The 26,218-nt window shown below is 43.6% G+C and carries 26 protein-coding genes and 1 other RNA gene; 15 read left to right on the top strand and 12 right to left on the bottom strand.

Annotated elements, in window-relative coordinates; translation table 11 throughout:
• Positions 1–31: 31 nt before the first annotated feature.
• A complete protein-coding gene (locus tag CA598_RS07860; RefSeq protein WP_094876148.1) occupies positions 32–1,279 on the bottom strand; it encodes an MFS transporter in 1,248 nt (415 codons plus the stop codon).
• Between the two features lie 201 nt (positions 1,280–1,480).
• Here CA598_RS07860 and CA598_RS07855 point away from each other — a divergent pair, with 201 nt between their 5' ends.
• Positions 1,481–2,563, top strand: coding sequence for a tetraprenyl-beta-curcumene synthase family protein (locus CA598_RS07855; protein ID WP_179281672.1), 1,083 nt, complete (start codon positions 1,481–1,483; stop codon positions 2,561–2,563).
• Between the two features lie 66 nt (positions 2,564–2,629).
• Positions 2,630–3,601: a 6-phosphofructokinase gene (pfkA, locus tag CA598_RS07850; RefSeq protein ID WP_094872270.1), complete on the top strand. Its 972-nt coding sequence runs from the start codon at positions 2,630–2,632 to the stop codon at positions 3,599–3,601.
• Positions 3,602–3,665: 64 nt separating this feature from the next.
• Here pfkA and CA598_RS07845 read toward each other — a convergent pair whose 3' ends face one another.
• The 4 genes from CA598_RS07845 to CA598_RS07830 form a co-directional block, all read right to left on the bottom strand.
• Positions 3,666–5,039 (bottom strand): MATE family efflux transporter, encoded by a 1,374-nt coding sequence (locus CA598_RS07845; protein WP_094876147.1) that lies wholly within the window; start codon positions 5,037–5,039, stop codon positions 3,666–3,668.
• A gap of 109 nt (positions 5,040–5,148) precedes the next feature.
• The gene (locus CA598_RS07840; RefSeq protein ID WP_094876146.1) at positions 5,149–6,357 is read right to left on the bottom strand and encodes a putative glycoside hydrolase; all 1,209 of its coding nucleotides are present in this window, start codon (positions 6,355–6,357) and stop codon (positions 5,149–5,151) included.
• Between the two features lie 234 nt (positions 6,358–6,591).
• Complete coding sequence (locus CA598_RS07835) at positions 6,592–6,780, bottom strand: hypothetical protein (protein ID WP_036689649.1); 189 nt, start codon at positions 6,778–6,780, stop codon at positions 6,592–6,594.
• A gap of 192 nt (positions 6,781–6,972) precedes the next feature.
• Positions 6,973–7,794: a YitT family protein gene (locus CA598_RS07830; RefSeq protein WP_094872274.1), complete on the bottom strand. Its 822-nt coding sequence runs from the start codon at positions 7,792–7,794 to the stop codon at positions 6,973–6,975.
• A gap of 332 nt (positions 7,795–8,126) precedes the next feature.
• On the opposite strand from CA598_RS07830, the gene cshA reads away from it, so the two are divergent.
• Positions 8,127–9,773 (top strand): degradosome RNA helicase CshA, encoded by a 1,647-nt coding sequence (gene cshA / locus CA598_RS07825; protein WP_094872276.1) that lies wholly within the window; start codon positions 8,127–8,129, stop codon positions 9,771–9,773.
• A gap of 119 nt (positions 9,774–9,892) precedes the next feature.
• Here cshA and CA598_RS07820 read toward each other — a convergent pair whose 3' ends face one another.
• The gene (locus CA598_RS07820; RefSeq protein WP_042186834.1) at positions 9,893–9,988 is read right to left on the bottom strand and encodes a hypothetical protein; all 96 of its coding nucleotides are present in this window, start codon (positions 9,986–9,988) and stop codon (positions 9,893–9,895) included.
• A 186-nt stretch (positions 9,989–10,174) separates the two neighbouring features.
• Here CA598_RS07820 and CA598_RS07815 point away from each other — a divergent pair, with 186 nt between their 5' ends.
• The 3 genes from CA598_RS07815 (at position 10,175) to CA598_RS07805 (ending at position 11,845) form a co-directional block, all read left to right on the top strand.
• Positions 10,175–10,999 carry a YesL family protein gene (locus CA598_RS07815; protein WP_094872277.1) on the top strand — a complete coding sequence of 275 codons (825 nt, stop codon included), beginning with the start codon at positions 10,175–10,177 and terminating at the stop codon, positions 10,997–10,999.
• Between the two features lie 104 nt (positions 11,000–11,103).
• Positions 11,104–11,295, top strand: a non-coding RNA gene (ssrS, locus tag CA598_RS07810) — 6S RNA.
• A 160-nt stretch (positions 11,296–11,455) separates the two neighbouring features.
• Positions 11,456–11,845: a DUF1499 domain-containing protein gene (locus tag CA598_RS07805; RefSeq protein WP_036689295.1), complete on the top strand. Its 390-nt coding sequence runs from the start codon at positions 11,456–11,458 to the stop codon at positions 11,843–11,845.
• Positions 11,846–12,139: 294 nt separating this feature from the next.
• Here the strand turns inward: CA598_RS07805 and tpx are convergent, their stop codons facing one another.
• A complete protein-coding gene (gene tpx / locus CA598_RS07800) occupies positions 12,140–12,658 on the bottom strand; it encodes a thiol peroxidase (protein WP_094876145.1) in 519 nt (172 codons plus the stop codon).
• 116 nt (positions 12,659–12,774) lie between these two features.
• On the opposite strand from tpx, the gene CA598_RS07795 reads away from it, so the two are divergent.
• Together CA598_RS07795 and gltC are read left to right on the top strand one after the other, a co-directional pair.
• Complete coding sequence (locus CA598_RS07795; protein WP_094876175.1) at positions 12,775–13,410, top strand: rhomboid family intramembrane serine protease; 636 nt, start codon at positions 12,775–12,777, stop codon at positions 13,408–13,410.
• Positions 13,411–13,414: 4 nt separating this feature from the next.
• A complete protein-coding gene (gene gltC, locus CA598_RS07790; protein ID WP_094876144.1) occupies positions 13,415–14,329 on the top strand; it encodes a glutamate biosynthesis transcriptional regulator GltC in 915 nt (304 codons plus the stop codon).
• 34 nt (positions 14,330–14,363) lie between these two features.
• Here gltC and CA598_RS07785 read toward each other — a convergent pair whose 3' ends face one another.
• Together CA598_RS07785 and CA598_RS07780 are read right to left on the bottom strand one after the other, a co-directional pair.
• Positions 14,364–15,035 carry a zinc metallopeptidase gene (locus CA598_RS07785; protein WP_042186846.1) on the bottom strand — a complete coding sequence of 224 codons (672 nt, stop codon included), beginning with the start codon at positions 15,033–15,035 and terminating at the stop codon, positions 14,364–14,366.
• Between the two features lie 35 nt (positions 15,036–15,070).
• Positions 15,071–15,505, bottom strand: coding sequence for a MerR family transcriptional regulator (locus CA598_RS07780; RefSeq protein WP_042186848.1), 435 nt, complete (start codon positions 15,503–15,505; stop codon positions 15,071–15,073).
• 546 nt (positions 15,506–16,051) lie between these two features.
• Here CA598_RS07780 and CA598_RS07775 point away from each other — a divergent pair.
• Genes CA598_RS07775 through CA598_RS07765 form a run of 3 tightly spaced genes read left to right on the top strand, consistent with a single transcriptional unit; the run spans position 16,052 to position 19,306 of the window.
• Positions 16,052–17,446: an ammonium transporter gene (locus CA598_RS07775; RefSeq protein WP_094876143.1), complete on the top strand. Its 1,395-nt coding sequence runs from the start codon at positions 16,052–16,054 to the stop codon at positions 17,444–17,446.
• 40 nt (positions 17,447–17,486) lie between these two features.
• Positions 17,487–18,560: a DUF294 nucleotidyltransferase-like domain-containing protein gene (locus CA598_RS07770; protein WP_094876174.1), complete on the top strand. Its 1,074-nt coding sequence runs from the start codon at positions 17,487–17,489 to the stop codon at positions 18,558–18,560.
• Entirely contained in the window at positions 18,557–19,306 is a 750-nt protein-coding gene (locus CA598_RS07765) for an exonuclease domain-containing protein (RefSeq protein WP_094876142.1), read from the top strand. Before CA598_RS07770 ends, CA598_RS07765 begins: the two co-directional genes overlap by 4 nt.
• Here CA598_RS07765 and CA598_RS07760 read toward each other — a convergent pair.
• Complete coding sequence (locus CA598_RS07760) at positions 19,288–19,764, bottom strand: M67 family metallopeptidase (protein ID WP_094876141.1); 477 nt, start codon at positions 19,762–19,764, stop codon at positions 19,288–19,290. The genes CA598_RS07765 and CA598_RS07760 overlap by 19 nt on opposite strands.
• A gap of 159 nt (positions 19,765–19,923) precedes the next feature.
• On the opposite strand from CA598_RS07760, the gene CA598_RS07755 reads away from it, so the two are divergent.
• Positions 19,924–20,487, top strand: a complete 564-nt coding sequence (locus tag CA598_RS07755; protein WP_094876140.1) for a TlpA family protein disulfide reductase — start codon at positions 19,924–19,926, stop codon at positions 20,485–20,487.
• Positions 20,488–20,900: 413 nt separating this feature from the next.
• Here CA598_RS07755 and cimA read toward each other — a convergent pair whose 3' ends face one another.
• Positions 20,901–22,520 carry a citramalate synthase gene (gene cimA, locus CA598_RS07750; protein WP_094872287.1) on the bottom strand — a complete coding sequence of 540 codons (1,620 nt, stop codon included), beginning with the start codon at positions 22,518–22,520 and terminating at the stop codon, positions 20,901–20,903.
• 179 nt (positions 22,521–22,699) lie between these two features.
• On the opposite strand from cimA, the gene CA598_RS07745 reads away from it, so the two are divergent.
• From CA598_RS07745 to CA598_RS07735, 3 genes are all read left to right on the top strand, one after another.
• The gene (locus CA598_RS07745; RefSeq protein ID WP_373455811.1) at positions 22,700–24,031 is read left to right on the top strand and encodes a DNA polymerase IV; all 1,332 of its coding nucleotides are present in this window, start codon (positions 22,700–22,702) and stop codon (positions 24,029–24,031) included.
• A 149-nt stretch (positions 24,032–24,180) separates the two neighbouring features.
• Positions 24,181–24,423, top strand: a complete 243-nt coding sequence (locus tag CA598_RS07740; RefSeq protein WP_042186857.1) for a ferredoxin — start codon at positions 24,181–24,183, stop codon at positions 24,421–24,423.
• Between the two features lie 134 nt (positions 24,424–24,557).
• Complete coding sequence (locus CA598_RS07735; RefSeq protein WP_094876139.1) at positions 24,558–25,991, top strand: L,D-transpeptidase family protein; 1,434 nt, start codon at positions 24,558–24,560, stop codon at positions 25,989–25,991.
• Here the strand turns inward: CA598_RS07735 and CA598_RS32195 are convergent.
• Positions 25,988–26,125, bottom strand: coding sequence for a hypothetical protein (locus CA598_RS32195; RefSeq protein ID WP_167348489.1), 138 nt, complete (start codon positions 26,123–26,125; stop codon positions 25,988–25,990). The two genes, CA598_RS07735 and CA598_RS32195, sit on opposite strands and share 4 nt — an antisense overlap.
• Between the last annotated feature and the right edge of the window lie 93 nt (positions 26,126–26,218).

Raw genomic sequence — 26,218 nt, 5'->3', positions numbered from 1 at the left:
TTTAATATTTTTGAATATCAGAAGTGTTCTATTATAGAGAAGCTTTTTTGTTTTTTTTCTTAAAATAGCGCATTGAATCTCGATGGGTATCCAATAAATGCTGTCCTAAAAAGCCTACAAAGGCAAGAAGGCTGAAGCCAACCGCTACCATATAAAAGGTGAAGCGCCCAGCTTCTTGATAGATCATTCCACCAAATGTACCACTTAGAAGTCCAGCTGCACTTGACCAAACAACCGTGTAGATGGCAAGACCGGTTGCTCGGAGACGATCAGGAATAATCCGAGTGATATAACGGACACATGTTACAAAAAAGACGCCAAATGTCAGGCTATGCAAGGCTTGAATCGCGATTATAGAGCCTGGATGCTCGGCGAGCGCCATGAGTAGAAAACGAAGGGCATACATGAGACTGGCTAAAACTAATAAGGGCAGTTCTTTAAATTTGTCGCCGTATTTGCCGAGTATAAATAATACAGGGATTTCACTTAGTGCTGAGGCAAGTAGTGCCCAGCCGATTACTTCCTCACCAGCGCCCAGATTCTTTAAACTGATGGTGAGAAAAGCTTCGTTCATTCTATGGCCCAGTGCGAGTACAAAGACACATCCGAAGAACCACAGCACTTCTTTTTGCAAAAGAATATCTTTAAGCCCATGCTCTTTCTTGTCTGGTTTGGTAGTAACAGCTTTCTGATTGGAGAGCTCTGGAACAGTTTTTTTGACATCCTTTAGGCCAATTGTAATTAGAAGTGCGATTATAATGATGATAATACATAAGGTAAGACTCCAAGTAGCACCTAAAGCTCTAAGCGCATAACCAACGGTTAAAGCAAAGAAAGAATAGCCTAAGGAGCCAAATACACGAATTGTGATGAAGTTTCGTCCGTGTCGCTCCGCAATTTTGATGGCCATTGTATCAGCAAGCGGAAAAACTGGGTAATAGAAGAAGTAGAAAAAGGACAAAATAAGCATAACGGAAGAAAATTCGGTCGCTCTGGCTAATAAAAGTCCGGTAACTAATTGCCCCGCGAGTAAAATAAACATGATTTTTCGAATGGTACCCAGCTTATCGCTCATCATACTCCAGAAGAGATTGGATAGGATGGAGATGAGGGGACCGAGGGAATACAAGTAGCCCACCTGAGAACTGCTAAACCCTAAATGTGTGTAGAATAAAGGAAAGTAGGATACTACAAGAACGCTTGTGCCATAAATCGTAAAAAGAAAGGAACGAAGCCAATTCTGATCACTGTAAGGGCTTCCGGTCCGTTTTGAAAACATGAAAGTGCACTCCTCTGAGATTGAAATATGGCTAGTATAGCATAAAGCAATGGAGGGTTATGTGTTTTATTCTTGAATTGCGTTATTTCTGAATCTTTCATAATTTTACGAAAGTGATTTTGTTGTTTGTACAAATACGTCTGATCATATTATAATAAGTGGTGATTTGGATAAGGAGACAACAATGTGGAGGCACTATCATTGAGTGAATTAGAGCAAGGCCGTTACCTTAGCCCGCGTGGCCCTATTGGGCTTATGAACAGGGTCTATAAGTACGTGCTGCCCGAAGTGAGAGAAAGTCTAAACTTCTGGCGCCAAGATGCGAATGGGATTCCCGATCCCGAGCTCCGGAAGCAAGCACTTGCCAGCATTGAGACGAAAGAGTTTCATTGCATAGGTGGAGGTATTTATGCCGCCGGCAATTTATCGATGAGACATATACTTATTCCGCTTATTGTTGCTTATCAAACTATCAGTGATTATCTAGATAACTTATGTGATCGCAGTACTTCGCTTGATCCTGCAGATTTCAGGCTGCTGCATCAATCTATGCTGGATGCCATTGATCCAAACGCTGAACCTGTCAATTATTATGCGCTTCGCGATGAACAGAATGACGGCGGATACTTGTATAGGCTAGTTCGAAAATGCCAGGAGATGATCTCTTTGCTGCCAGGTTATTCCGCTGCTGCAGCGGAGATTCGTGATTTGGCTGTGCTGTATACAGATTTGCAGGTATATAAGCATATCCGCCCGGAACTCAGGGAAACAGCCCTGAAGGAATGGTGGGAGCAGCAGGGTAGCCGTGCTCCGCATCTGCACTGGAACGAGTTTGCGGCTGCGACAGGCTCTACTTTAGGCGTATTCATGCTTTTTCTATCTGCATGTGATCCGAAGCTAAATAAGTCTTCTTCGGAATCGATTCGAGCTGCATACTTTCCACATGTGTGTGGATTGCACATTATGCTGGATTATTTGATTGATCAGGAAGAGGACCGAGCAGGCGGTGATCTTAATTTCTGCAATTATTATGACGACACGGATACCATGTTAAGTCGGATCGCTTCCATGGTTGAGTGGGCCCGTAAGGATGTACGTGAACTACCGGAATCATCTATGCATCGTATGGTGATTGAGGGATTGCTGGCACTTTATTTATCTGATCCGAAAGTTAGCGAACAGCGGGAAGTTCGCAGTGTGTCTAAAAGCCTAATGAGAGGAAGTCCGCTTACAAGGCTGTTCTTCTTCGCTAATAGCCGCTGGATACGCAATCGTTTTTTGTAACAAGGCTGCGAAGCTTCACCTATACAACGGATGGGGCATTGCATAACTTTAAGGAGGAACAACAGAATGACAAAAATCAAAAAAATTGCAGTACTGACTAGTGGTGGAGATTCACAAGGTATGAACGCCGCTGTTCGTGCGGTTGTAAGAAGCGCACTTTATTACGGCATTGAAGTTTTTGGAGTTCAACGTGGATATCAAGGTCTTCTGAATCGCGATATCTTCCCTATGGATCTTCGCAGCGTAGGTGACATTATTCAACGCGGGGGAACCATTCTGCAATCTGCAAGATGTCTGGAGTTCACAAAACCAGAAGGTCAGCAAAAGGGTGCAGATATTCTTAATGAAATGGGTATCGATGGCCTAGTAGTTATAGGTGGAGATGGTTCATATAAAGGCGCTAATAAACTAAGTAAACTCGGTATCAAGACGATGGCATTACCGGGAACTATTGATAATGATATTTCCTACACGGATTACACCATAGGGTTTGATACAGCCGTTGGTGTCGTTGTAGATGCTATTAACAAACTGCGTGACACAATGTCCTCCCATGAGCGTTCTTCCATTGTAGAAGTTATGGGACGTCATTGTGGAGATATCGCGCTGCATGCAGGTCTGGCTTCTGGAGCAGAAACCATTCTTGTGCCAGAAATGCCATATGACTTGAATGAAGTTGCGGATCGTATGCGTGACAACTTTGTCAGAGGTAAACGTCACAGTATCGTCATCGTTGCAGAAGGTGTGGGTAAAGGCGAAGATGTAGCCCAAGCGTTGAAGGATCGTCATGCTTCTCTGGATGCACGGGTTACTGTACTTGGACATATTCAGCGCGGAGGAACACCAACCCCTGGAGACCGGAATCTTGCTAGCCGTCTTGGTGACTTTGCCGTTCGTAAACTAATTGAAGGTGAGTCTGATAAAGGTTGCGGTATCATCAAGGGAGAACTAACCCTTACAGATATCGATCTTGTAGTGAATACGAAGAAAGACTTTGACGTGGAGTTGTACGAGCTTGCATCCCGTCTTTCTCAATAATTAACACACAAAAAAGGAACAGCTGCGAACTTCGCACTGTTCCTTTTTTGTGTTCTTTAGATTATTAATGATGTGTTTGAGCGTCTGTATATTGCGTGGTATAACGGCGTTGGACTTTAACAAGCCGAGTTAAGAGCAGTGTGGCCCCAATCGCAAGACCGGTGATCAAGCCGATCCAATAACCATAAGCTCCTAGATCCGTATAAGTAGCAAGTACATAGCCTGTAGGAAGCCCTATAACCCAATAAGCTATAAAGCAAATAATGAAGGCTGGATTAACATCCTTATATCCACGAAGTGCTCCTTGTGTAGGTGTTGCAATCGCATCGGAAATCTGGAAAAAGATCGCATAGATTAAGAAATGCTGAATTAATGAAATGACATCAGGTTCATCAGTGTATAGACCAGCTACATGATGGCCAGCAAATAAGAGCAGGAGTGCAGTTGCCAGGGAGAGGATGGTCGCAAGTCCAATTCCCATAATGGCATATTGACGGGCATCCTTTTGCCTGCCGGATCCAGTCTCGAAGCCGACGAGAATGGTAAGGCTCATACAGATACTGAGCGGAATCATATATAACGTTGTTGCAAAATTAATGGCTGCTTGATGAGCTGCAATCGTTACAGTATCGAACCGACTCATCAACAAGGTTACAGCGGAGAAGACTGCAGTTTCAAAAAAAATCGAGAAGCCAATAGGTACACCGATCTTTAGTAGATCTTTGAAGCTTTTTAGCGATATAAAGTAGAACTTTCGGAAGATTCTAAGGCTTGCAAAGGGTTCTGCCCGATAAATGAACAGCAGGGCAACCGAAAAGATTACCCAGTAGGTGATAGCTGATGCCACTCCAGCTCCAACACCACCAAGTCGAGGAAACCCGAATTTCCCGAAGATTAGCAAGTAGTTTAAACCAACATTCACGGGTAGGGCTATGAGTGTGATCAACATGGACACTCGTGTTTGTCCCAGAGCGTCTATACAACTACGGAGAACTGTATATCCAAACAGCGGGATAATTCCGAAGGAGATCGCACTAAGGAAACGAAATGCAACATCTCTTACAGTAGGCTCCAGATTCATGAAATTAAGGATAGGTGCCAAGGCGAGGCTCCCGATTAATAAGACAATTACAGAGACGATCAGTGATAACCAGATTCCCTGTGTGACTTGATAGGCTACATCCTTTTCTTTTTTGCTTCCGATGAGTTGAGAGACGATGGGGGTAATCCCCATAAGAATTCCACTTAAGCCCGTTTGAATTGGAATCCAGAGACTGGTTCCTATCGCCACACCTGCCAGATCGGCTGTACCAAATTTACCTGACATGTTCGTATCAAAGAAGGTTATCGCTGACAAAGCAATCTGTGTAACCAGAATTGGAAATAAAATATGAAAAAATTGTATTGCTTTTTGTTTTAAAGAGGTGGTTTGTATCATCGTTCAGTAAAATGCTCCTTTTTCTCCATTAAAAGACCCGGCAGATGCCGGGTCTTTATCTTTATATATCATACCTGATTTCAATTATAAATAATAAGGGCTATATACATTATTTCTCATAATCGACATCGGAGGTATATCGGTTATTGGCGTTCCAGAGCAGAAACTCCTCTACATTTTCATCTTTTAAAGCGCGGATTTGATCCTCCACCTGTTTTTTACCGTATTTAATATAATGACCTTTTCCGAGCCAGCTTGCTGTAAAATCCTGAATCCAAGGACGAATAACAGGTTTGTAGCTGCCAAGAGGATCGAGCTTTTTATGGGTATCAACCATGGAGCCTTTAATGGTAGCATACGGATCTAAGTCAGGCTCTTTCACTCCAAACCATCCCGTTGAATAGTGACTCGGATAAACCATCGGGCTGATAACATCCACATTTTTGGATATTTTAACGAAGTCTTGCCCTATGCCCTCAGCAGGAGCAGATGCGGCATATCCAAAAATATCTACGGATACACGAACACCAAGCGGAGCAAGCTCTGCTTTTGCGTATTTTACAAAATTAGAAATGATATCTACGCGAGAATCACTGGTTTTAGTGTATTTAAGTGTGTCTGCACGTTTTTCGAAACCTTCAGGAAAACGCACATAGTCGAATTGAATTTCTTTAAAGCCGAGTTTGACAGCTTCTTTGGCGATATCGACATTGTACTTCCAGACATCTTCATTATAAGGATTAACAAAGCTATCGCCGCCTTTATTCTTCCATACTGTGCCGTCTGTATTAACAAAGGATAATTGCGGGTTCTTTTTGGCAAGTATAGAGTCTTTAAAGACAACAATGCGAGCGATGGGATAAACATCATGTTTATTCAATCTTTCCATCAGTTTGTTGATGTCGCCAATAAATGGCTGCGGATTACCGAGTTTCTGAAGTTCTGGGTTATCAGTTTTGTACGTGATGTAACCTGCATCATCCTTAATGTCGATGACCATAGAATTTAGTTCCGTCTGATCAAGTAAAGAAAGAAGCTTTTCCATTCGTTCTCCACCGGCACTGTATGCGGTAACATAGATGCCTTTTACTTTTGGAGCATCAGGCTGAGGATCTGCGTGTAGCATACTTTGTGAGTCGCTTGTCTCTGTTGTAGCATTTGGAGCTGGAGTTGCAACATTTGAATTATTATTTTGCGTAGCGATGATGGGGGGATTCATGGCAGACTTCAATGCAATTGCCACTTCAGCGTCATGTTGATTCTGTTGCACGCCTACACTTCCCAAGGCCATCATCAGTAGAGCCCAGGTGATGTTCATTCGTATTCTCTCCCCTTTATGTACATTTCCTAAATTATATAGGAACGGTTGCTTCTAAAAAGAACAGTGTTGTAATAATAATGTTGGCTCAGATCGGGTCTGGAAAACCATCCTTGTTGTATATAACCGGGACGCACACATTCTAAACCTTTTGTTAAAAAGTAAATGCCGCCTCAACACGGCAACATGGCCGAACTTAAGGCGGCAACTATCAAGACTTCTCTTGCGGCTTACTCATTGAAGATACGCAGAATTCTGATGTTCACAGATACTGTAATGGATGATATCCATGGCATCTGCAGGTTCCAGAATACTAAGCCCGTCACGCAGAACGATTACGGAATTTAATTCGTCCTGCTTGAGAAACGGCATCATATCAGGATACCACCTCATGACGATTGCTGACAGCTTTACCGTTTCCATTTCCACAAAAATCACCCTTTCCTTTTTCGATAGGTCTGAATGGAATTCAGTAATCATCGGAAAACGAAGTGCTTGGAAAAAAGAGGGGTAAATCTCAATCTTTATGAAATTGTTAGGGTTCTGCGTGATTATAATATATCACAATTCTGTGATTGGTGCATTTTCCAAATTAATACTTTTCGCTGCCGGTTTTTATCTTTTTCGGAAGGAGCCCATAACACCAACTGTCTCCACAATATTTACAAACGCCTGAGGATCTGTCGTGCGAATAATACGTTGCAGTTCTGCAAGTTCGTAGCGGGTTGTTACTGTCATTAGCATGTCCTTTTCAACATGAGAATAAGCGCCTTCTGTTTTAATCTTTGTGACACCTCGCTGGAGTCCCATTAGATGCTGAAGGAGCTCATCTGTACGATTCGTTACTATATATACGGTTACCTTTAAATGGCTGATGTGAATCATGTCCAGTACCTTACCCGTTACGTATATAGATACCATCGATGCAAGAGCCAAATTCCAGTTGTTATCAAAATATGCCGCGGCAAGAATAACGAGTCCGTTTAAGCTCACCACCACGTTTCCAACTGGGAAATCGCGGAATTTAGTGATGATGGATCCCAGGATATCAAAACCTCCGGATGAACCACCTGCACGGAAGCTGAAGCCACAGCCAATACCGACCAACACTCCACCAAATACAGAAGAAAGCAGCATATCAGTAGCTACCAAATATTCGGGGATGACCGTCAAAAACCAGGTTGTTGCCACAACGGATAACATGCTTAGCATAATAAATCTCCGGCCTAACTGGAACCAACCAGCTACAAGCAATGGGATATTAAAGAGCAAGTATAAGAGGCTTATGTTTAGTGGTGTAAAGTAACCCACTAACATCGAAAGCCCGGATACTCCTCCGCTGAGTAAGCGATGAGGGATTAGAAAAAGATTAAATCCACTGGCAATCAACGCTGCTCCGAAAATAACTGCAATACAATTCCAAATCTGTCTTAACAAGCAAATCCACCTCTATAAATAAATTTAAAAATAAACCATGTATGCAATGAAAAGAAAGGAACCCACTGGTATTCCTACTTAGAGTTGTGATATAATGTACAGGATATTCTTGAGTAGGACGTTACAATGGTATTTTTGCATTGCATCGGATGTAAAGCTACAGTTGCTCAGGTACAATGAAGTACCTGATGAAAGGGAGGCTTTTCGTCCCAAAAGCGCTATATCATGCAGAAAAAAGAGCATGATTGGACAGCATATAAATGTGTTTACCGCTACTTAAGAATACAGACAAGCATGTGGAATGTCCACTGTATAGAAGGAGCATGAATAATTTGAAAACATTCGCAGAATTTGGCTTGGAGCCAAAAGTGCTACAAGCAATCACAGAGTTAGGATTTGAGGAGGCAACACCGATACAGGAGCAGTCAATTCCATTGGCATTGACTGGGTCGGATCTGATCGGTCAAGCACAGACTGGTACAGGTAAGACTGCTGCTTTTGGTATCCCCCTCATTTCGAAGATTAATCGCGAAGACGAAAAAATTCTGGCGCTTATTATGGCACCGACACGTGAGTTGGCCATTCAAGTATCAGAAGAAATCGGTAAGCTAAGCCGTTTTAAAGGTCTTCGTTCGTTGGCAATTTATGGCGGACAAGATATTGGTCGCCAAATCCGTGGTCTTAAGAAGAAACCACAAATTATTATTGGTACACCAGGACGTTTGCTTGACCATATCAACCGTAAAACCATCCGTTTGGATGATGTTCAAACTGTTGTATTGGATGAAGCAGATGAAATGCTGGATATGGGCTTTATGGAAGATATTCAGACGATCCTCAAGCTCGTTCCTGAAGAGCGTCAAACGATGTTGTTCTCGGCTACAATGCCTCCAAACATTCAACGTCTTGCACAGCAATTCTTGAACAACCCGCAACACGTCTCCGTTATTCCGAAACAAATCAGTGCTCCGCTGATTGATCAAGCATATGTTGAAGTACCTGAACGTCAAAAGTTCGAAGCGCTTAGCCGTTTGATCGATATGGAATCACCTGAGCTTGCGATTGTGTTCGGACGCACGAAGCGCCGGGTAGATGAGCTTGCAGAAGCTTTGCAGAAACGTGGATACTCTGCTGATGGATTACATGGTGACCTGTCTCAGAATCAACGTGATGCTGTAATGCGTAAATTCCGTGATGGCAGCATTGATGTGCTGGTAGCTACTGACGTAGCAGCTCGTGGTTTGGATGTATCTGGTGTTACTCACGTAATTAACTTTGACTTGCCGCAAGATCCAGAAAGCTATGTACACCGTATCGGTCGTACTGGTCGCGCTGGTAAAGAGGGTACAGCTTGGTCTTTCGTTACCCCACGCGAAATGGATCACCTGCATTTGATCGAACGCGTTACTCGTCACCGTATTACTCGTAAACCATTGCCAACTATGGCTGAGGCTATTGAAGGTAAACAACGCGTAACAGCAGAGCGCTTGCTTGAAATGGTTGAGAGCGGTGAATTGAATGAGTACAAAGGTATTTCTATTCAATTGCTTGAGCAATATGATTCCGTTCAATTGCTGTCAGCTGCAATGAAGCTTCTGACTGGTGATAAGAAGGATTCTGCAATTGAATTGACTCCAGAAGATCCAATTCGTGCTAAACGTCGTGGTGGTAAGAACGACATTCGCAGTGGCCGCAAACCTAACGGCGGTTATGGTGGCAACCGTGGTACTTCTGGTGGCAGCACTGGTGGATACCGTGGAAACCGTGATAACAACGGTGGCGGAAGTCGTGGTGGCTACAGCAGCGGTAGTGGTAACTATGGTAGTGGCAGTGGCGGTTATGGCGGTGGCTATAAAGGCAACCGTGATGGCGCAGCTAGCCGTGATGGTGGAGCGAACCGCAGTGCGGACCGCAAACCATCTACTCGCCCAAGCAGCACAAGCACACGTCCAGCAAAACGCGAAGATTTTGATAATTAATACGTGATCAGAACCCGCGGGGGATGATTTATCAAAATACAAAGAAGACGAGATGCCGAATAGCGGTTCTCGTCTTCTTTTTGCTTAAATATAGGGTATTTATTGAATTAGCAGCTTATTTAAATGAAAGTACGAGTGATGATAACGAGCAGGATAAACAATACGAGGATCGTACCAGTGGAAGTCCAGCCGCCGTAGCCAACAGGTGAGGACATACAATAACCTCCTTTAGAATGTGGTGATTTTGGAAATTCTTATGATTACAATTCCAATATATGGACTTTATAGGCTTGATGTATAGACAATGACCTAGAATTCAGAAAGTTGGGCTATGGAAAAGAGTAGGTCAAATGAGGTATAGTTAAGATAAGCAGTATGCAAGAGACAGAGGAGGAAGGGAATTGGAGTTTAAAGGAGCAATGGGTGGTTTATACCGCATCACAGAATGGATTACACGTATCGCAGCTAGTAATATCTTATGGGCACTATGTTCCGCCCCGTTTTTATTTTTTGGATTGATGAAATTGATGATGCTTGGGACAAGCTCAGGTGGAGTAAATGAGCAGCTCACATTAAACTGGGCTATGGGGATTCTGGCGCCATTTACTGTATTTCCTGCTTCGGCGGCCTTATTTACCGTTGTGCGCAAATGGGTTATGGGGAACACGGATGTAGGAACTTTTCGTACGTTTTTTCAGGGGTATAAAGAGAATTATTTAAAAAGTATGCTCGGTGGAATTATCTACACATTGATGTTCGTTATTATGTACGTCGATGTAACGGTTTACATGACACAAATGCCTAACTTCAGAATTGTTGGTATTTTGATGTTAGTGCTCATGATTATTTTATCGGTGTCTATGTTTAACTTCTTTTCTATTGTCGTTCATTATCAAATGAGCTTTAAACAAGTGATGAGTAACTCAATATTGCTGACTATAGCACGTCCAATTCGCGTGTTCTCAACTTTGATTGCAGCTGCAGTGCTAGCTTATATTGGTCTTAGATATCCAGCACTGTATTTCATCTGTATTCCAACGTTGATTGCGATGGCTGCTTTCTTTAACTTCTATGCTACCTATAATAAACTGCAATTGCAGGTGGAGCAGAAGAAACTGAAAGAGGAAGAAGAGAGAGAAGCTGCTTTGAACAATCAAGAGGATGACGACGATGACGATGATGATTATGAAGATGATGTTGAGGATAAAGATGTAAAACGTATTTAACAAAGACGAGTATTAAGCACTCGGAAATCGTCAGTAATTTAATTCCAGTGTAAAATAAAGCGCATACAGGTTTACTTTTTCGTTAAAACGCAATATAATAATAACAAATCCTGCGATGTTCGTTACGGTTGCTCGTTGTTTTGAACCAATGATAATGTCTTGGGAGATCTACACGAAGCGCAGCTGAACAGCCCTGTCTATATGACTTGGGGAATTCAAAAACGTTTTCTGCGATCACCCACCTGCTCTAGCAGGTTCAGAAGACACTGTAGCCGGACGGCATAAGCGGGTTTTCTATTGTTTAGGCCAAAGCGCCCTGTATCCCGTGAAAGTTGGGGAACGGGCGCTTTTTTGTGTGTCTGGAACAAGGAGAAAGTGAGTAATACCCTTTTGTTCCTGAGACAAGAGTGTTACACTTAGAATAATGAACTTGGGATTTGTAGAGGGGGAAGAATTTTGTCGTTAAAAAGAACCTTGGTCGGTTTATTCCGTAGTCATGATGGAACAAGCGACCGCGCAAAAGATCCGACATTAAAAACGCGTTATTACAATCTTACGAAAGACAAAGCTTGGGAGGAAGTTTCATCAACGCTTAAGAAGGTTCCTGGATTCAAGGTGCTCCATGAAGTGGAGTCAGTAGGTGAGATCACTCTGGAGAAGAGAACGGCATTCGGCCGTACACTGGACATTACTGTCTCTGTGCTCAATACCACACCTGTACGTTGTGGCGTAGATATGTACTCTGCATCTAGAGGTTCGCTAGGTGATTTGGGTGCTAATTACCGTGTCATTCAGCGGTTGTATGCGTCTTTGGACAAAAAATTAGGAAAATACAAAGCAGACTAATTTTCAGAGATTCTTACTAAACCTTCTTACTTAGGGATTGTATGAATGCGTTTACGCAAATGTGGCTGCTCTGGACGTTATCGATAAATCTTTCTATTACAAAAAAAGCGGGAGAAGGATGGACCTTCTTCCGCTTTTTTCAAAATATAAGAAAGCAAAGTTCTACACCTATACTTTAGGTCTTATATTTCTCGCATAAACGCTTGTCGTCCTTATAAGGACGACAAAGGAATTATGCTTGCAGTGATAAGTAAGTATTGTCGAAAATGGCCGCTGACTTACTGTTCTAGAGAATTAGAGCAAACTCTTCACAGCAGCTATAGCGTCTTCGTAATTAGGGTGCTCAGTCATTTCACTCAAATATTCAACATAGGTGAGTGTGTTGTTCTTGTCTAGTACAAAAATTGAACGCATATCTAACCGGAATTCTTTGATTAGTACGCCATAAGCTTGTCCGAATGAGGCTGCTTTGTGGTCGGATAGTGTGATTACACGATCGATCCCTGCAGCGCCACACCAGCGGGCTTGAGCAAATGGTAGGTCCATACTTACCGTGAGAATAACTACATTGTCACCTAGCTCTGCAGCTTCGCTATTGAACCGGCGGGTCTGTGCATCACATACACCGGTATCTAGAGAAGGTACAACACTGATCAGCTTGATTTTACCGGCATAATCACTAAGAGAAACTTCTTCCAGTAGATTCTTACTGAGAACAAAATCAGGAGCGGGATCACCAGCTGTAAGCTTGGGTCCTACGAGAGTGATGGGGCTGCTTTTGAAAGTAGCTACGCCTGTTCTTTCTTGCGTCATATCCTTGTTTTCCTCCTCGAATTGTAATATTGGCTCTTACTGCCACAATAAATTATAATCTTATTTACAGGGAGATGTCCAACAGGGCAAGATATAAATGTAAAGGGATGGGTGTAATGATATTTATTCGGTATGAAAATTGGAAAAGTTATCTCCGGTATTACCCGGTAACATGTCTTCTCATTGTAGCTAACGTGATTATGTTTATGCTCATGGCGTTCAATGGTGGATCCACCAATATACAAACACTTGTTGATTTTGGTGCAATAGTTGATGTTAGCCCGTATAAAGAGGAACTGTGGCGTTATGTGGCGGCAATTTTTTTACATAATGGGTTTTCCCATCTATTCTTTAATAGCTTCGCTCTACTGGTATTTGCACCGCCTCTGGAGCGCTTGCTTGGCTGGTGGCGATATGCAATTCTTTATGTGGTAGGTGGAGTTATTGCGAATATTCTAACGGTTGCAATCAGCAGTCGCTCAGTATTAGAGGTAGGTACGGTCTCGGTAGGTGCTTCTGGAGCAATCTACGCCGTCTATGGCGCATTTTTATACATTGCTGTTATTCAACGGGCGATGATGGACGAAGGCTCTCGAAAGACGTTATACGGTTTGCTTGTAATTGGGATCATTATGTCGTTTGCAACACCAAAAGTGAATTGGGTTGCACATATCGGAGGCTTGGTTTCTGGCTTTTTCCTATATGGACTTATTATTCGTATATTCAATAAAAGCCTAAGACAGGGGCGATGATGGAGTGGAGCTAAGACAGCTGCAATATTTTCTAAAGGTAGCCCAAAAAGAACATGTAACAAGAGCGGCGGAGGAACTTCATGTAGCGCAGTCTGCGGTAAGCCGTCAGATTCATCAATTGGAGCAAGAGCTAGGGGTTGACTTGTTCATGCAAAAAGGGCGTAATTTGCAGCTTACGCCGGTTGGACAGCTCTTTTGCAAGCGGGTGGATAGTATTCTTAAGGAATTGGAACATTCGGTAAATGAAGTGCATGAATTTCTAGATCCGGAACGTGGAGAGATTCGTATAGGGTTTCCTCACAGTCTTGGAACGCATCTTATCCCGACTATCGTTGCAGAATTCCGCCAGCACTATCCCCATGTCAAGTTTCGCTTTAAACAGGGCTCTTACCCTTCGTTGATAAAGGACGTATTATCTGGAGAGGTGGATTTAACATTTATTTCGCCTTTTCCGGAAAATGATGAGCATGTCTCTGGAGATATTGTTATGACTGAAGAGTTATTTGCAATACTTCCTCAGAATCATCAGCTGGCAGGAGAATCTGAGATCCGACTGGAACAGCTTCAAAATGAAAAGTTTGTGCTATTCAGTCAAGGTTATTCTTTGAGACCGATCGTTTGGCAAGCGTGCTTGCAAGCGGGTTTTCAGCCGCAGATTGCATTTGAAGGTGGGGAGACTGATACCATTCGTGGTTTAGTGGCGGCAGGAATGGGTGTAAGCCTTCTTCCGGAGATGGCGTTCTATCAGACGAACCCTCTCCAACCGGCTCAAGTAAGGGTTGTGGAGCCTGCTGTGACGAGGACGGTTGGTTTGATTTACCGAACAGATAGTAAGTTACCGCTGGTTGCACGTTCGTTTCGGACTTTTTTGATATCCTACTTTAAAGCAAAACAAAATAATACCCCGGTTGGCTCTTAGCCTACCGGGGTTTCTTTTTGCGCTGTATTTTGTATTAGTCGCGGTTACCTAAAAAGACGGTAATCAAACGAAGCAGCTCGAGTAAGGAAACTAGCGCGGCGGCAACGTACGTTAATGCAGCTGCGTTTAGGACTTTGGCTACTCCGCGTTCCTCTTCGTTACGAATGTAGCCTTGCTCTACCATGACTTGACGTGCCCGGTTGCTGGCATTGAATTCAACAGGTAGTGTCACAAGCTGGAAGGCAACAGCGGCCGAGAAGAAAATGATTCCAAGGCCTACAAGATTAAAGTAACCGAATATAAATCCTGCCATAAGCATGAATGGTGCTATACCTGATGCGAAATTAACTACTGGGAACATCCGGTGACGTAGTGTTAACATAGGATAACTTACTTTATGCTGAATGGCGTGACCCACTTCGTGACAAGCGACTGAGACTGCTGCGATAGAACTCTCATAATATACGGGTTCTGATAAGCGTACAACTCTGTGAATCGGATCATAGTGGTCAGAAAGTGTACCTCTTACAGGCTCAATCGGAACATCGTGAAGTCCATTTGCGTCGAGCATACGTCTAGCTGCTTCATATCCTGTCAGACCGTTTAAGTTGGCCACCTTGGACCATTTGCTGAATGTCCCTTTAACTCTGAACTGGGCCCATAATGAAAAAATAAAAGCGATAATTACTAATAGATACATTCCCATAGCTGCATTCCTCCACTGTATTGTAAATATGGTATTTACATTGGCGGTCCTTGCGTAAGCAATAGAAGCCGAATCGCCTCCATGCAGGCCACTCCTTGTGGGAGTAGGTTAGAGAGCGCGCGTCTGGCCTGTCCCGGCTTCAGACCGCTTATAATTGGTTCAAGTGCCTTTACTTCACGTTCTAGTCGCTGCATATGCTGCTCAAGCTCGACTAATTTATCAGATACGTCAGTTTCAGGAGTAGCCTCGCTCCATTTGCTCATCATGGATTTGATTTCTTCCAATGAATACTTGTCATGCTTTAATTGATTAATACGTTCTAAGTCGACCAAGGTTTCATGACTGTAAAGTCGGTAATTCTTGGTGCTTCTTGACTCTGGGGAGATTAATCCCAGCTTCGTGTAATAATCAATAGTACGCTCACTGATATGAGCAGCCTTAGCTAATTCTCCGATTCGATATAGAATCATATCCCCATGCTACCTCGCCTCACTAATCGAATTCGACTGCCCACTGAGGGGAGTCGCTCCTATATTGGTGGTTTCTATTATGCTATCTGTAATGATAACAAACTGGAAACCATACAGTCAAACGTCATACTTTCATAAAGTATATGCATTAATAAGAGGTTAATTCATGAAATGAAAATGCGTTGTTTATATACAATACACTCAAACTCCATATGATATCAAATTTGAACCGATTATGCTCATTAAAATAGCTCGACTATAAACATTACATTTAATGTTATGTTTATAGAATAATCAATAAGAAGAATTCGATAAAAAGTAATATTAGAGCGGGTGTTCACGTAGTTATTTCAATGAATTTCATGGTTGTATGGTCCTAATATTCTGATATAATCCAAGCGTACTGTGGGAAATTTGCGGGTTTGATGAAAATAAAATAAAAACATTCCCAAAAATAGTCTTGTCAATTTACCTGACTTCTGATTATAATGACATTAAGAGTTTCACGCTTTGTTAGAAAATATAACATTGGGGAGTGGGGTAAAAATGAAAAAGAAATGGTTGATGATGTTACTGGCCATGATTACACTGATGGTGTATCCGGTGAGTGCTTTTGCGGCGGAAGGTCCAACAAATGCAGATTTGCAGGTCGGATTGGATACCGCGTTTACCTTCCTGGCATTCATCTTAGTTTTCTTTATGCAAGCAGGGTTCGCAATGCTTGAAGCAGGATCAGTTCGAATGAAGAATGCAGGTCACGTAGCCGGTAAGACAGTACTGACACTAGCCATTGCGAGTGTATGTTTCTGGGCCATTGGCTTTGGACTTGGCTTCGGTAACGGTAACGGCTTCTTCGGTACTACAGGCTTCTTGTATGGCGGAGATTCAACAGCATCTTCATTTGAATCACTTGCATTTTCTGATGTTACTTTAAATGTTAAATTCTTGTTCCAAATGGCATTTGCAGCAGTTTCCTTAGCTATCGTATCTGGAGGCATGGCAGAACGTGCAAAGATAAGTGTGTACATTATATTCGGAATTCTATTCTCAATCGTAATTTATCCTGTCGTAGCACACTGGGTATGGGGCGGCGGCTGGTTGGCTGAGCTGGGAATGCAAGATTATGCAGGTTCCACGGTTGTCCATCTTACAGGTGCCACTGCAGCGGTAGTGGCAACCATATTGCTTAAGCCACGACTTGGTAAGTTTAATAAAGAAGGTAAACCTGTTATTATTCCAGGTCATAATCAAGTATTTACTGTACTCGGTGTGATTATCCTCTGGTTTGGTTGGTTCGGATTCAATCCAGGTAGTGCTTTGTCCCCAATGGGAGGTTTCTTTGGTCACGTAGCATTAACTACGAATATCGCAGCAGCAGCAGGCGGCTTGGCGGCATTAATTGCTTCTTGGTTGTATTTTGGTAAATCTGATATTCCAGCAATGCTGAATGGTGTTTTAGCTGCATTAGTTGCGATCACTGGTGCATGTGCTTACGTTGAACCATGGGCAGCAATCATTATTGGTTTAGTAGCGGGTGCGTTCACATTCATGACTTCCCAATGGCTGGAACGTGCTGGACTTGATGATCCAATCTATGCTTTCTCAGTACATGGTATTGCGGGGATGTGGGGCGCGGTTTCCACGGGTCTGTTCGCTGCACCGGATCTTATCACTAAAGGCGCTTTGGTAGGGGAAGCCGGATTGTTCTACGGTGGAGGTTTCCACCAATTGGGTGTTCAAGTGCTTGGGGTAGTAGGAACATTTGCTTTCGTAGCCGTGCTTTCTTTCATTATTCTATATGTAATGAAGGTAACAACAGGACTTCGTGTTACGGAAGAAGAAGAATTGATGGGTCTGGATATCAGTGAGCATGGTACTTATGGATACCCTGAACAAATGAAATTAATTGCAGAATCGGAATCCAAAACCCTTAAACAATAATATTAATCCTGAGAATAGGGAGGCGGACCGTGTGGCTTCGATGGAGTTAACAGATGGGTATAATGAAGAAAGCTTTAGGACCATCGTTTTAGCCGGTTCGCCACAGGAACTTAGAGAGAGGCGAATTGCCTGCCAAAGTATTCTTCTGGAACAGTTGAATGTAATTCCTATTGAGGAATGGATGTTTCGTGTGAATACAATGCATGATCTTATTGCAAAGACTGCAGTACTAATATGTGAGGCGCAGATGAAAGAGGCGGGCTATGGCCCGCCTCCCTGTGCTTACTCCTTTATTGTGTTTGGTAGTTGTGGAAGGCAAGAAGCCACTCTGTGGAGCGATCAGGATAATGGTTTGATCGTTGAAGGTGAACCGGATGGGGTGAAGAATAGATACTTTGAATCTTTTGGAATGATGTTATCCGATCTGCTTGAAGAAGTAGGATATGAGAAATGTGCAGGAAAGGTAATGTGCTCCCAAGGGATGTGGAGGAGGACGTTAACGGAATGGAAGGAGCAGCTGAAGGAATGGAGAAACCAGTTGGAATGGGAGCCTATTCGGTATCTTATCATTTCTTCAGATATGCGCCATGTTGCGGGAAATAGGGAGTTATCAGCATTGTGGCAAGCGGCTTTCTATGAGGGTTTTATTGACAATGAGGAGTTGTCTGTGGCTGTTCTTCGCAATACAGTCCGCCATAAAGCGACTTTAAATCTTTTGGGGAAGGTGTTGACAGAGCGCTTTGGGGATTATGCAGGTGGATTCGACATTAAGTATGGAGTCTATATCCCGCTAGTGAACATTGTCAGACGCTTGTCGTTATTACATGGCATTAAAGCTAGCTCGACCTTAGCGCGAATTGAAGCGCTTGACCGGCTAAATGAGTATCAACATTTGAATGCTATTCGGCAAGCTTTCTTGTTGGCTATACGGATGCGAGTGAACACGCCTATTAGTGTGCAGGATGGATTGTTAGTCAGTAGTGATTATGTTACGGAGAGTGAACTGAAGAATAAGCAGCTGTTGTCTGAGCTGCGTGAAAGTCTGCTGCTGGTTAGACGCCTTCATCGGATGTTGCAGCGTCAGCTCCGTTCAGCGGAAAGGTGGCGAACATGAGGGAGCCGAACAAGAACGGAGGCTTTTGGAATAATCTGAGACAAGGCGGAATGCCTTCGGCATTTGCTTCAATGAAAGGTGGAGAAACGGCTCATCAAACTGCGCAGCAAATGGCCTATATCCGCTCACTTATGCGAGAGAAGCGTCGTCCTGAGGTGCTACGTACTCCGCTGTGTGAACTGGAGACGGTTATCTTTGATTTAGAGACAACTGGATTCTCCTATCAGCATGGGGATGAAATCATGTCGTTTGGTGCAATTAAGGTGGTTGGAGAGGAAATTAAGGAAGAGGAATGCTTTTATACCTTGGTGAATTGTCAGACAGCAATTCCGGATGATATTACAAGATTAACAGGAATAACGGAAGAAATGACGGGGTCTGCCCCCTCCTTAATAGATGGTCTTCATAATTTCATGTCTTTTGTGGGACAAAATGTGCTGGTAGCACATGCAAGCTCACACGATAAAGCTTTCCTTAATGCGGCGCTATGGAAAACTTCTAAAGTTCAGCTTACACACAGGGTGCTGGACACGATGATGCTTGCACGTTGGCTCGAGCCACAGCGAAGTAACTATTCGCTCGATGAACTGCTATTAGTTCATGAAATTCCAATTCAAGGCCGTCACCATGCGTTAGAAGATGCCAAAATGACAGCCCAGCTGTGGGTAGCTTACCTTCGGGAAATTTCGGAACGGGGCCAAGTAGATACCTTAGGTGATTTATATGCTTATTTAAGTAGAACGTGAAGCGGGGTATGAGATAGTTGAGGGAATGGTATTCCTTGTTCATTTAGCGACCGCTCAATATAAAATCCATTCAGCAATGGAGAACAATCATCTTCAGTTCTCGGAGAACCAATAAGGTAGACCTTAAATTCAGATCCTAGTGCTGCTAGTCCTATATAATCAGCGACCGAAGGGATAGGTTCTGAATTAGGATGGGAATGAAATAAACCGATGAGTGTCGGCTCATTATAAAGCACATGAATCCACTCTTCAGGGTGGGGAATAAATGTGTGCAGCGGGTCTGGCGCTACGTTGCGCATAGGTACGTAAGTATCGATGAGCATGCCACCCGCTGCGGCAGCACCCAGCAGGACTCCACATGCTTCATGTGGATAACTGGACAGCAGGTGCTTCCCCAGTGCTTGCTGTACGGAATATTTCAGTCTTATAGGCTGGACATTTCCCTGTAATGCTGCCATTTGTTCACCCCTCTCTCTTCATTAGGGTTTCGTCGCTGACGAAACTCTCTTTTTTATTATAATCCATATATTTTTCCATAAAAATTGGATGGTTTGAAATTTAACCTGATGAGGGTACAATAGTAGAAAACTATTCCAATTGCAAAGGAACAGAGCGCTATGAAACCAAGCAACAAATTAAATATAACCGTATTACTCTTAGTTGTGTGTATTGCAGGTTTTGCTGTATGGCATAATCGTGAGCCGAAGGCTGAAGCAGTTTTTGGACAACAAGATGAGTCGCCGATGAAAGTAGGACCTAAAGCTGGACTGCTCGCGCCTTCATTTTCACTCCAAGGTACGGATGGGACTACCTATGTAGTAGATGGGCCAAGAGAGAAAGCAGTCATTGTTAATTTCTGGGCATCTTGGTGTGATCCCTGCAAGCTGGAAGCTCCAGAGCTCAACGCCATGGCTACTAAGTATAAGGATGTTCTAGATATTTACGGTATTAATGTGAGTAGTCAAGATTATAAACCCAATGCAGAACGTTTTATCAAGAAATACGGTCTTGTGTTCCCGGTGATGTTTGATATGAAAGATGAGGTGTATAGCAAATATAACGGAGCTGTATTTCCTACCAACGTACTTATTGACAAGAATGGAGTGATCTCTGAGATCATTCTGGGCGTTCTTAGTCCGGAAGAGCTGGAGGAGAAAATTATCAAGCTTACCGAATCGTAAAATTGATTCACGCTATCAAAATCGCAAAGGTTAACAAAATGGTTGTGTTGTACAAGGGTTGATGGAGGCTAAAATAAAATAATCAGGGAAATTCTCCCTAAAATACAGAGATTCTTCGTCATCCAACTCATAATTAGGGAAAACATCCCTATAATTTAGTTGTTTTGGTTGAAAATAACGAAATCACCCTGACTTTTAGGGAGAAATTCCCTGTTTCTGTTCATTTAGAGCGAAAATCAGCTATTTTTAGGGAGTTTTTCCCTGATCGCTTTAACGCCCACCGTACATAATCTATGGCTTTAAGTCAGACGTCGTTATACAGCCTATTTGATAAAAAAAGAAGCCACCCCATACGTAGAATACTACTTTTGGGAAGCTTCTTTTTTGTCTTACAAAAGTCTATAAGGGATTAATTAATGATTGACCAGGCCTCTTGGCTCGTTGCTGGTCGTCTTCTCATTCTCCAACGAGAGCTCATTGAGAAGTGCGTAACGCATACTGTCCACAAGCGCTTCCCAGCTGGCTTCAATGACGTTACCGGAGACGCCAACCGTACTCCAAGTGTCTGTGAAGTTCTTGGATTCAATCAATACCCGTACTTTGGCAGCAGTCTGATCCTGTTCGTCTATAACACGGACTTTATAGTCGGACAGATGCATTTCCTTCAGTTGCGGGAAGTAGGTCTGCAGCGCTTTACGCAGCGCGTTGTCGAGTGCATTGACCGGACCGTTACCTTCAGCAGCGGTATAAAGGTTCTCATTGCCAACCTTCAGTTTAACGAAGGCTTCAGATACAACTGGATGCTCTGCGGTTTTTTCGACTAACATCTTGAAGGATTCAAAGGTAAAGGTTTCATTCATCTCGCCTGTAGCTTCCCGAAGCAATAGCTCCAGCGAGGCATCGGCACCTTCGAATTGATACCCCTGATGCTCCATCGTTTTGATCTTCTCGATCACCCGGCGAGCTTGCTCGCTGCTTGGATCCAAATTCAAACCCATATCTTGCGCCTTGGAGAGCACATTGCTCTGTCCAGCCAGTTCAGAGACCAGCACACGTTGTTTATTCCCGACAAGCTCAGGAGCAATGTGCTCATAGGTCCGTGAATCACGCATGATAGCGGAGACATGGATTCCACCTTTGTGTGCGAAAGCTGCATTTCCGACATAAGGTTGATTTACCGGCAGATTAACATTGGCAACTTCACTAATATAACGTGCTGTGTTCGTAAGCTGCGGTAAAGAATCATCAGGAATACAGTGGTATCCCATTTTAAGCTGAAGGGTAGGGATGATGGAACATAGGTTGGCATTGCCGCATCGTTCGCCGTAACCATTAATGGTACCTTGAACTTGCCGTGCTCCAGCACCGATGGCGCTAAGGGTATTAGCTACCGCCAGCTCACAGTCATTGTGAGTGTGAATTCCGAGGTTTGCTCCAGGTAGCTGCCCAGCCAGAGCGGTAACAATCTCATGAATTTCAAAAGGCAATGTTCCACCATTGGTGTCGCACATGACAAGCCAATCTGCTCCGGCTTCCCGGGCTTTGGACAGGACGGCTGCTGCATACTCAGGATTGTTCTTGTATCCGTCGAAGAAATGCTCGGCATCAAAAATCACTTCAAGGCCTTGGCGTTTCAAGTAGGATATGGAGTCGCCAATCATGGCGAGATTCTCCTCAAGCGTAGTCTGTAATGCAGTGTGTACATGAAAATCCCAAGATTTTCCGACGAGTGTAGCAGCAGGAACCCCTGCATCAATCATACGTTTTAAATTGTCATCGTTTTCGGCCAAGGAATTCTTCCGCCGAGTGCTGCCGAACGCTGTGATTTTGGCGTTCAGATGAAGCTCCTTGACTCTTTTGAAAAATTCAATGTCTTTATTGTTGCTTCCCGGGATGCCACCTTCAATATAGTGCACACCCAGATCATCGAGCTTCTTGGCAATCTTCAGCTTGTCGTCAGCCGACAGACTGATGCCTTCACCTTGGGTGCCGTCGCGTAATGTAGTATCGAAGATGGAGATGGACTTAGACATGAGTGTCCTCCTAAAAGTTTTGTAAGCTTCGTCTTCCGGATTCACTTCGTGCAAAACTCACATCGGAAGCATTGGCAAGGGAAATGAATTTATATATTATAGCATTTTTACGCGGGAATGTAACAAAGAACTTTACAGCCTCTTAAGTTGACCTAACCGCAGCGGAGAGGTATTCTAAATTGGACAATAGAGACCCTGAGGATAAGAAGGTAGATATTGTGCAGAATGTTGATCAGTATTATCCAACGAGTGGCAGGGTCATCCTGCATGTGGATATGAATGCTTTTTATTGCTCGGTACATGAGGCAGAGGATCCTGACCAATTCAGAGGTAAGGCTACTGCGGTTGCGGGTAGCGTTGAATTGCGGAAAGGGATTATTGTTACTTGTTCCTATGTCGCCCGCAGATTGGGGATCTCGACGGGTATGCAGGTTCAGAAGGCGCTTCGTATTTGTCCATCGCTTATCGTTATTAAGCCGGACTTCCATTTATACCGCAAATATTCTAATGCGTTTATGCAGATTGCTTATAGCTATACACCATTATTGGAGGCAGTGTCGATAGATGAATGTTACTTAGATATAACTGGCTCTCGACAATTCGGTACGCCTATGGAAATTGCGGAAACTATTCAGCGCCGTATAATGGAAGAATTGGGCTTGCCATGCTCCATTGGTATTGCTCCAAATAAGCTTCTGGCGAAGATGGCTTCGGATTTAAAAAAGCCAAATGGTATTTCGGTGCTGCGGCTGCGTGATGTACCTAAGATTTTATGGAACAAGCCATGTAATGAAATGTTCGGTATCGGTGGAAAAACGGCAGAGAAGCTCCGTAAGCTGGGAATTTACAGCATTGGTCAATTAGCGGCGTCTGATGAGAAAATGCTGGTTGAGAACTTTGGAGTTATGGGCTCATGGCTAAAGCGTGCAGGGAACGGCATCGATCATGGGATAGTAAATCCTGAGCGAGAACAAAGTAAGTCGATCGGACACACCACTACACTGCCTCGGGATGTTATTGGCCTCGCTGAGGTACGCCCCATTTTGCTGAATCTAAGTGATCAGGTAGCGCGGCGCTTGCGAAAGCAAGGGCTTGTGGCTTCAGGTGTGCAGCTTACCATTCGGACGCCGGATATGAAGACCATTACTCGTTCGCGTCAGCTTGAGGCACCTTCAGAGAGTGGAGAAGATATTTACAAGTCTGTCTGTGATCTTTATGTTCGACATTGGAATGGCGAGAAACCAGTCCGACTGCTTGGTGTGACCTTGCAAGGATTAATCGCAAAAGAGGATTCTGCCATTCAGCTGGATTTGTTCGATTACGAACAGCAGCCTAAGAAAGAGTCACTGACCAAGGCTATGGATATGCTTCGCAATAAATTTGGTGAAAATGCAGTTTTGACCGCTGGGATGTTAAGTGACACCCATTCTGCAAGACTCCGTAATCATAAGGAACGAGGCACCTCACTGCAAAAGGATAATCTGTTGTCTGTTGAGTCAGATAAAGATTGAAAAAACGTGTCGAAATTGATACTATAGAATGCGTCAGAAATGCAAACGTATTGAAAATCAATTGAAATTGTATTCTTTTTATATTAATATGAGAAAAATAAGACGCTGGTTCAACAGCGCAGCATTGCTTAACGGGAGGCAGAGAAAAAATGGCTAAGTACACTTGGGTCGAAAAAGACACTTGTATCGCTTGTGGTGCATGTGGCGCAACGGCTCCTGATATTTTTGATTACGATGATGAAGGTTTGGCAGAAGTTATTTACGAAAATGACAGAAACTGCGGTGTGACAGCGATTCCGGACGATTTGTTTGATGATCTCCAAGATTCCTGTGATGGTTGCCCAACCGACTCCATTAAAATTGCGGACGAACCTTTTAACAAAGAAGGTTAATTACTCGATAAAGAGTAACGTGCGACACCAGATAAAGACATCTTCTGCGAACATTTTGTTCGGCTAGGGATGTCTTTTTTGCTGTGTCTGACCGATATTAATAAAGTAGGAATTATAAACTCTCGGAGGTTCCGATGAAGAACTCACAGCACCTCAAAGCATATGTACAGATGCACCCAGATAACAAAATGGCATGGTACTTGCTGGGGAAGGAATACTATAAGAACGGTCAACATGGAAAAGCTAATTATTGCTTCAATCAGGCTGGTGAAGTGTATGAGGCTTTCGAGCATAGTAAGGTACCTGCTGAAATGCTGCGCGAATACGAAGATGGATTGCTGCAAGCGAGTCGCCAGCGTGAGCGCGGCCAACAAAGATTGAGATACATATCACTGGCGCTAATGCTTCTTATACTGTTAATGGTACCTTCAGCAGTGGCTCCGGGTATTGGTGTTACAGAAGAGCAAGAAGTCCTTCAAGACACGGCGGCTCCAGAAGTCAAAGATCTGTCAGATCCAAAAGACTCCGTCCAAGAGCCAGTTATTGAGGCGAAAAAAGTGATGTATACAGCGCAGGAAAATGCAACTGAGGCTTCGCAAGGGAAGTTAATGGCGAAAATGCTAATACGTAAAGAACCTTTTGAAGCTGCTGCGTTAGGGATGGAGCGAGAGGGAAAGTGGCTACTCTGGAAAGAAAAGCTTCCGCTAAATTTCACACTGCAAAAGAATGGAAAGGGCCGGATGGTATATCAGTCTTACGATCCTAAGGTATGTGCATGTGAGCCGCCAGAGCAAGGGCAACTCGCCAAGGATGGAGCAGAATGGCAGGGTGAACAAGAGGAGCTTGCCACACTATGGAGTGCAATCCGGGCTTATCAAGATGCTAAAGGGAAGCTTCCAGATACATTAGCGGATTTGACGGGATCTTTTCCTGAGAACTGGATAGGTGGGACGACAACCGTCATGAAGCGGGAATTCAGCCCTCTTAAAGCGGTGGCTAAGAACAAGATGGCACCGGGAACAGAAGACATAGCGCAGCCTTCAAGCTCATCTAACGATGGTGTGAGGATTATACCGACAGCATTAAGTGTGAGTGGAAGTGTTGCGAGTGACGTTCCTTTTTTTGATCAGCCGCTAAGGGTCGTTGTAGATAAACAAAATCACCGATTGGCGGTAGTCAGCGGTTCTATTATTCTACGAAATTATGAGGTAGGACTTGGCGGAGATAAGACACCAGAGGGCAATTTCGTGATTACAGATAAAGTAGTCAATCCAAATGGCCGAGATGATGGGGATTTCGGTAGCAGAGGGCTTCAGCTTTCAGACAGTAATTATGCTATTCATGGCACGAATGAGCCTGACAGTGTGGGTAAGGATGAATCCCTTGGATGTATTCGAATGGGCAGAGGAGATGTGGAGGAGCTCTTCGCGCTGATTCCTAAAGGTACAACAGTAGTGATTAGTAAAGGGGTTCTGCCTGAAAAGCAGCTTGTGCCGGCTAAACGCTTCAGCTCTACTGCTAAGCATGATCAGACCAACCCCCATAAAGTATACCACTGGCTGAATTAGTTTCCTGCAACGATAAACAGAACGATGATTAGAAGAATTAGTAAAGTTAAACTGACGCCGATCCACATTAGCGCTTTACGGTTAACTTCTTCTTTCTTTTGCTGCAAAGTTGGTGGTTTACGTTTAGTAGACATACTGGGCATACCTTCTTTCTCTCTTAATCGCTGATTACACCTATATTGTAATGCGTTTACAAGAAAATTACTATACTCTGCGTTATGTACGCA

The sequence above is a fragment of the Paenibacillus sp. VTT E-133291 genome, from assembly GCF_002264395.1.
In the GTDB taxonomy this organism is placed as follows: Bacteria; Bacillota; Bacilli; order Paenibacillales; family Paenibacillaceae; genus Paenibacillus_AQ; species Paenibacillus_AQ nitricinens.
Note: the sequence above shows the minus strand (reverse complement) of the source record. Positions and strands in the feature narration are given on the sequence as shown.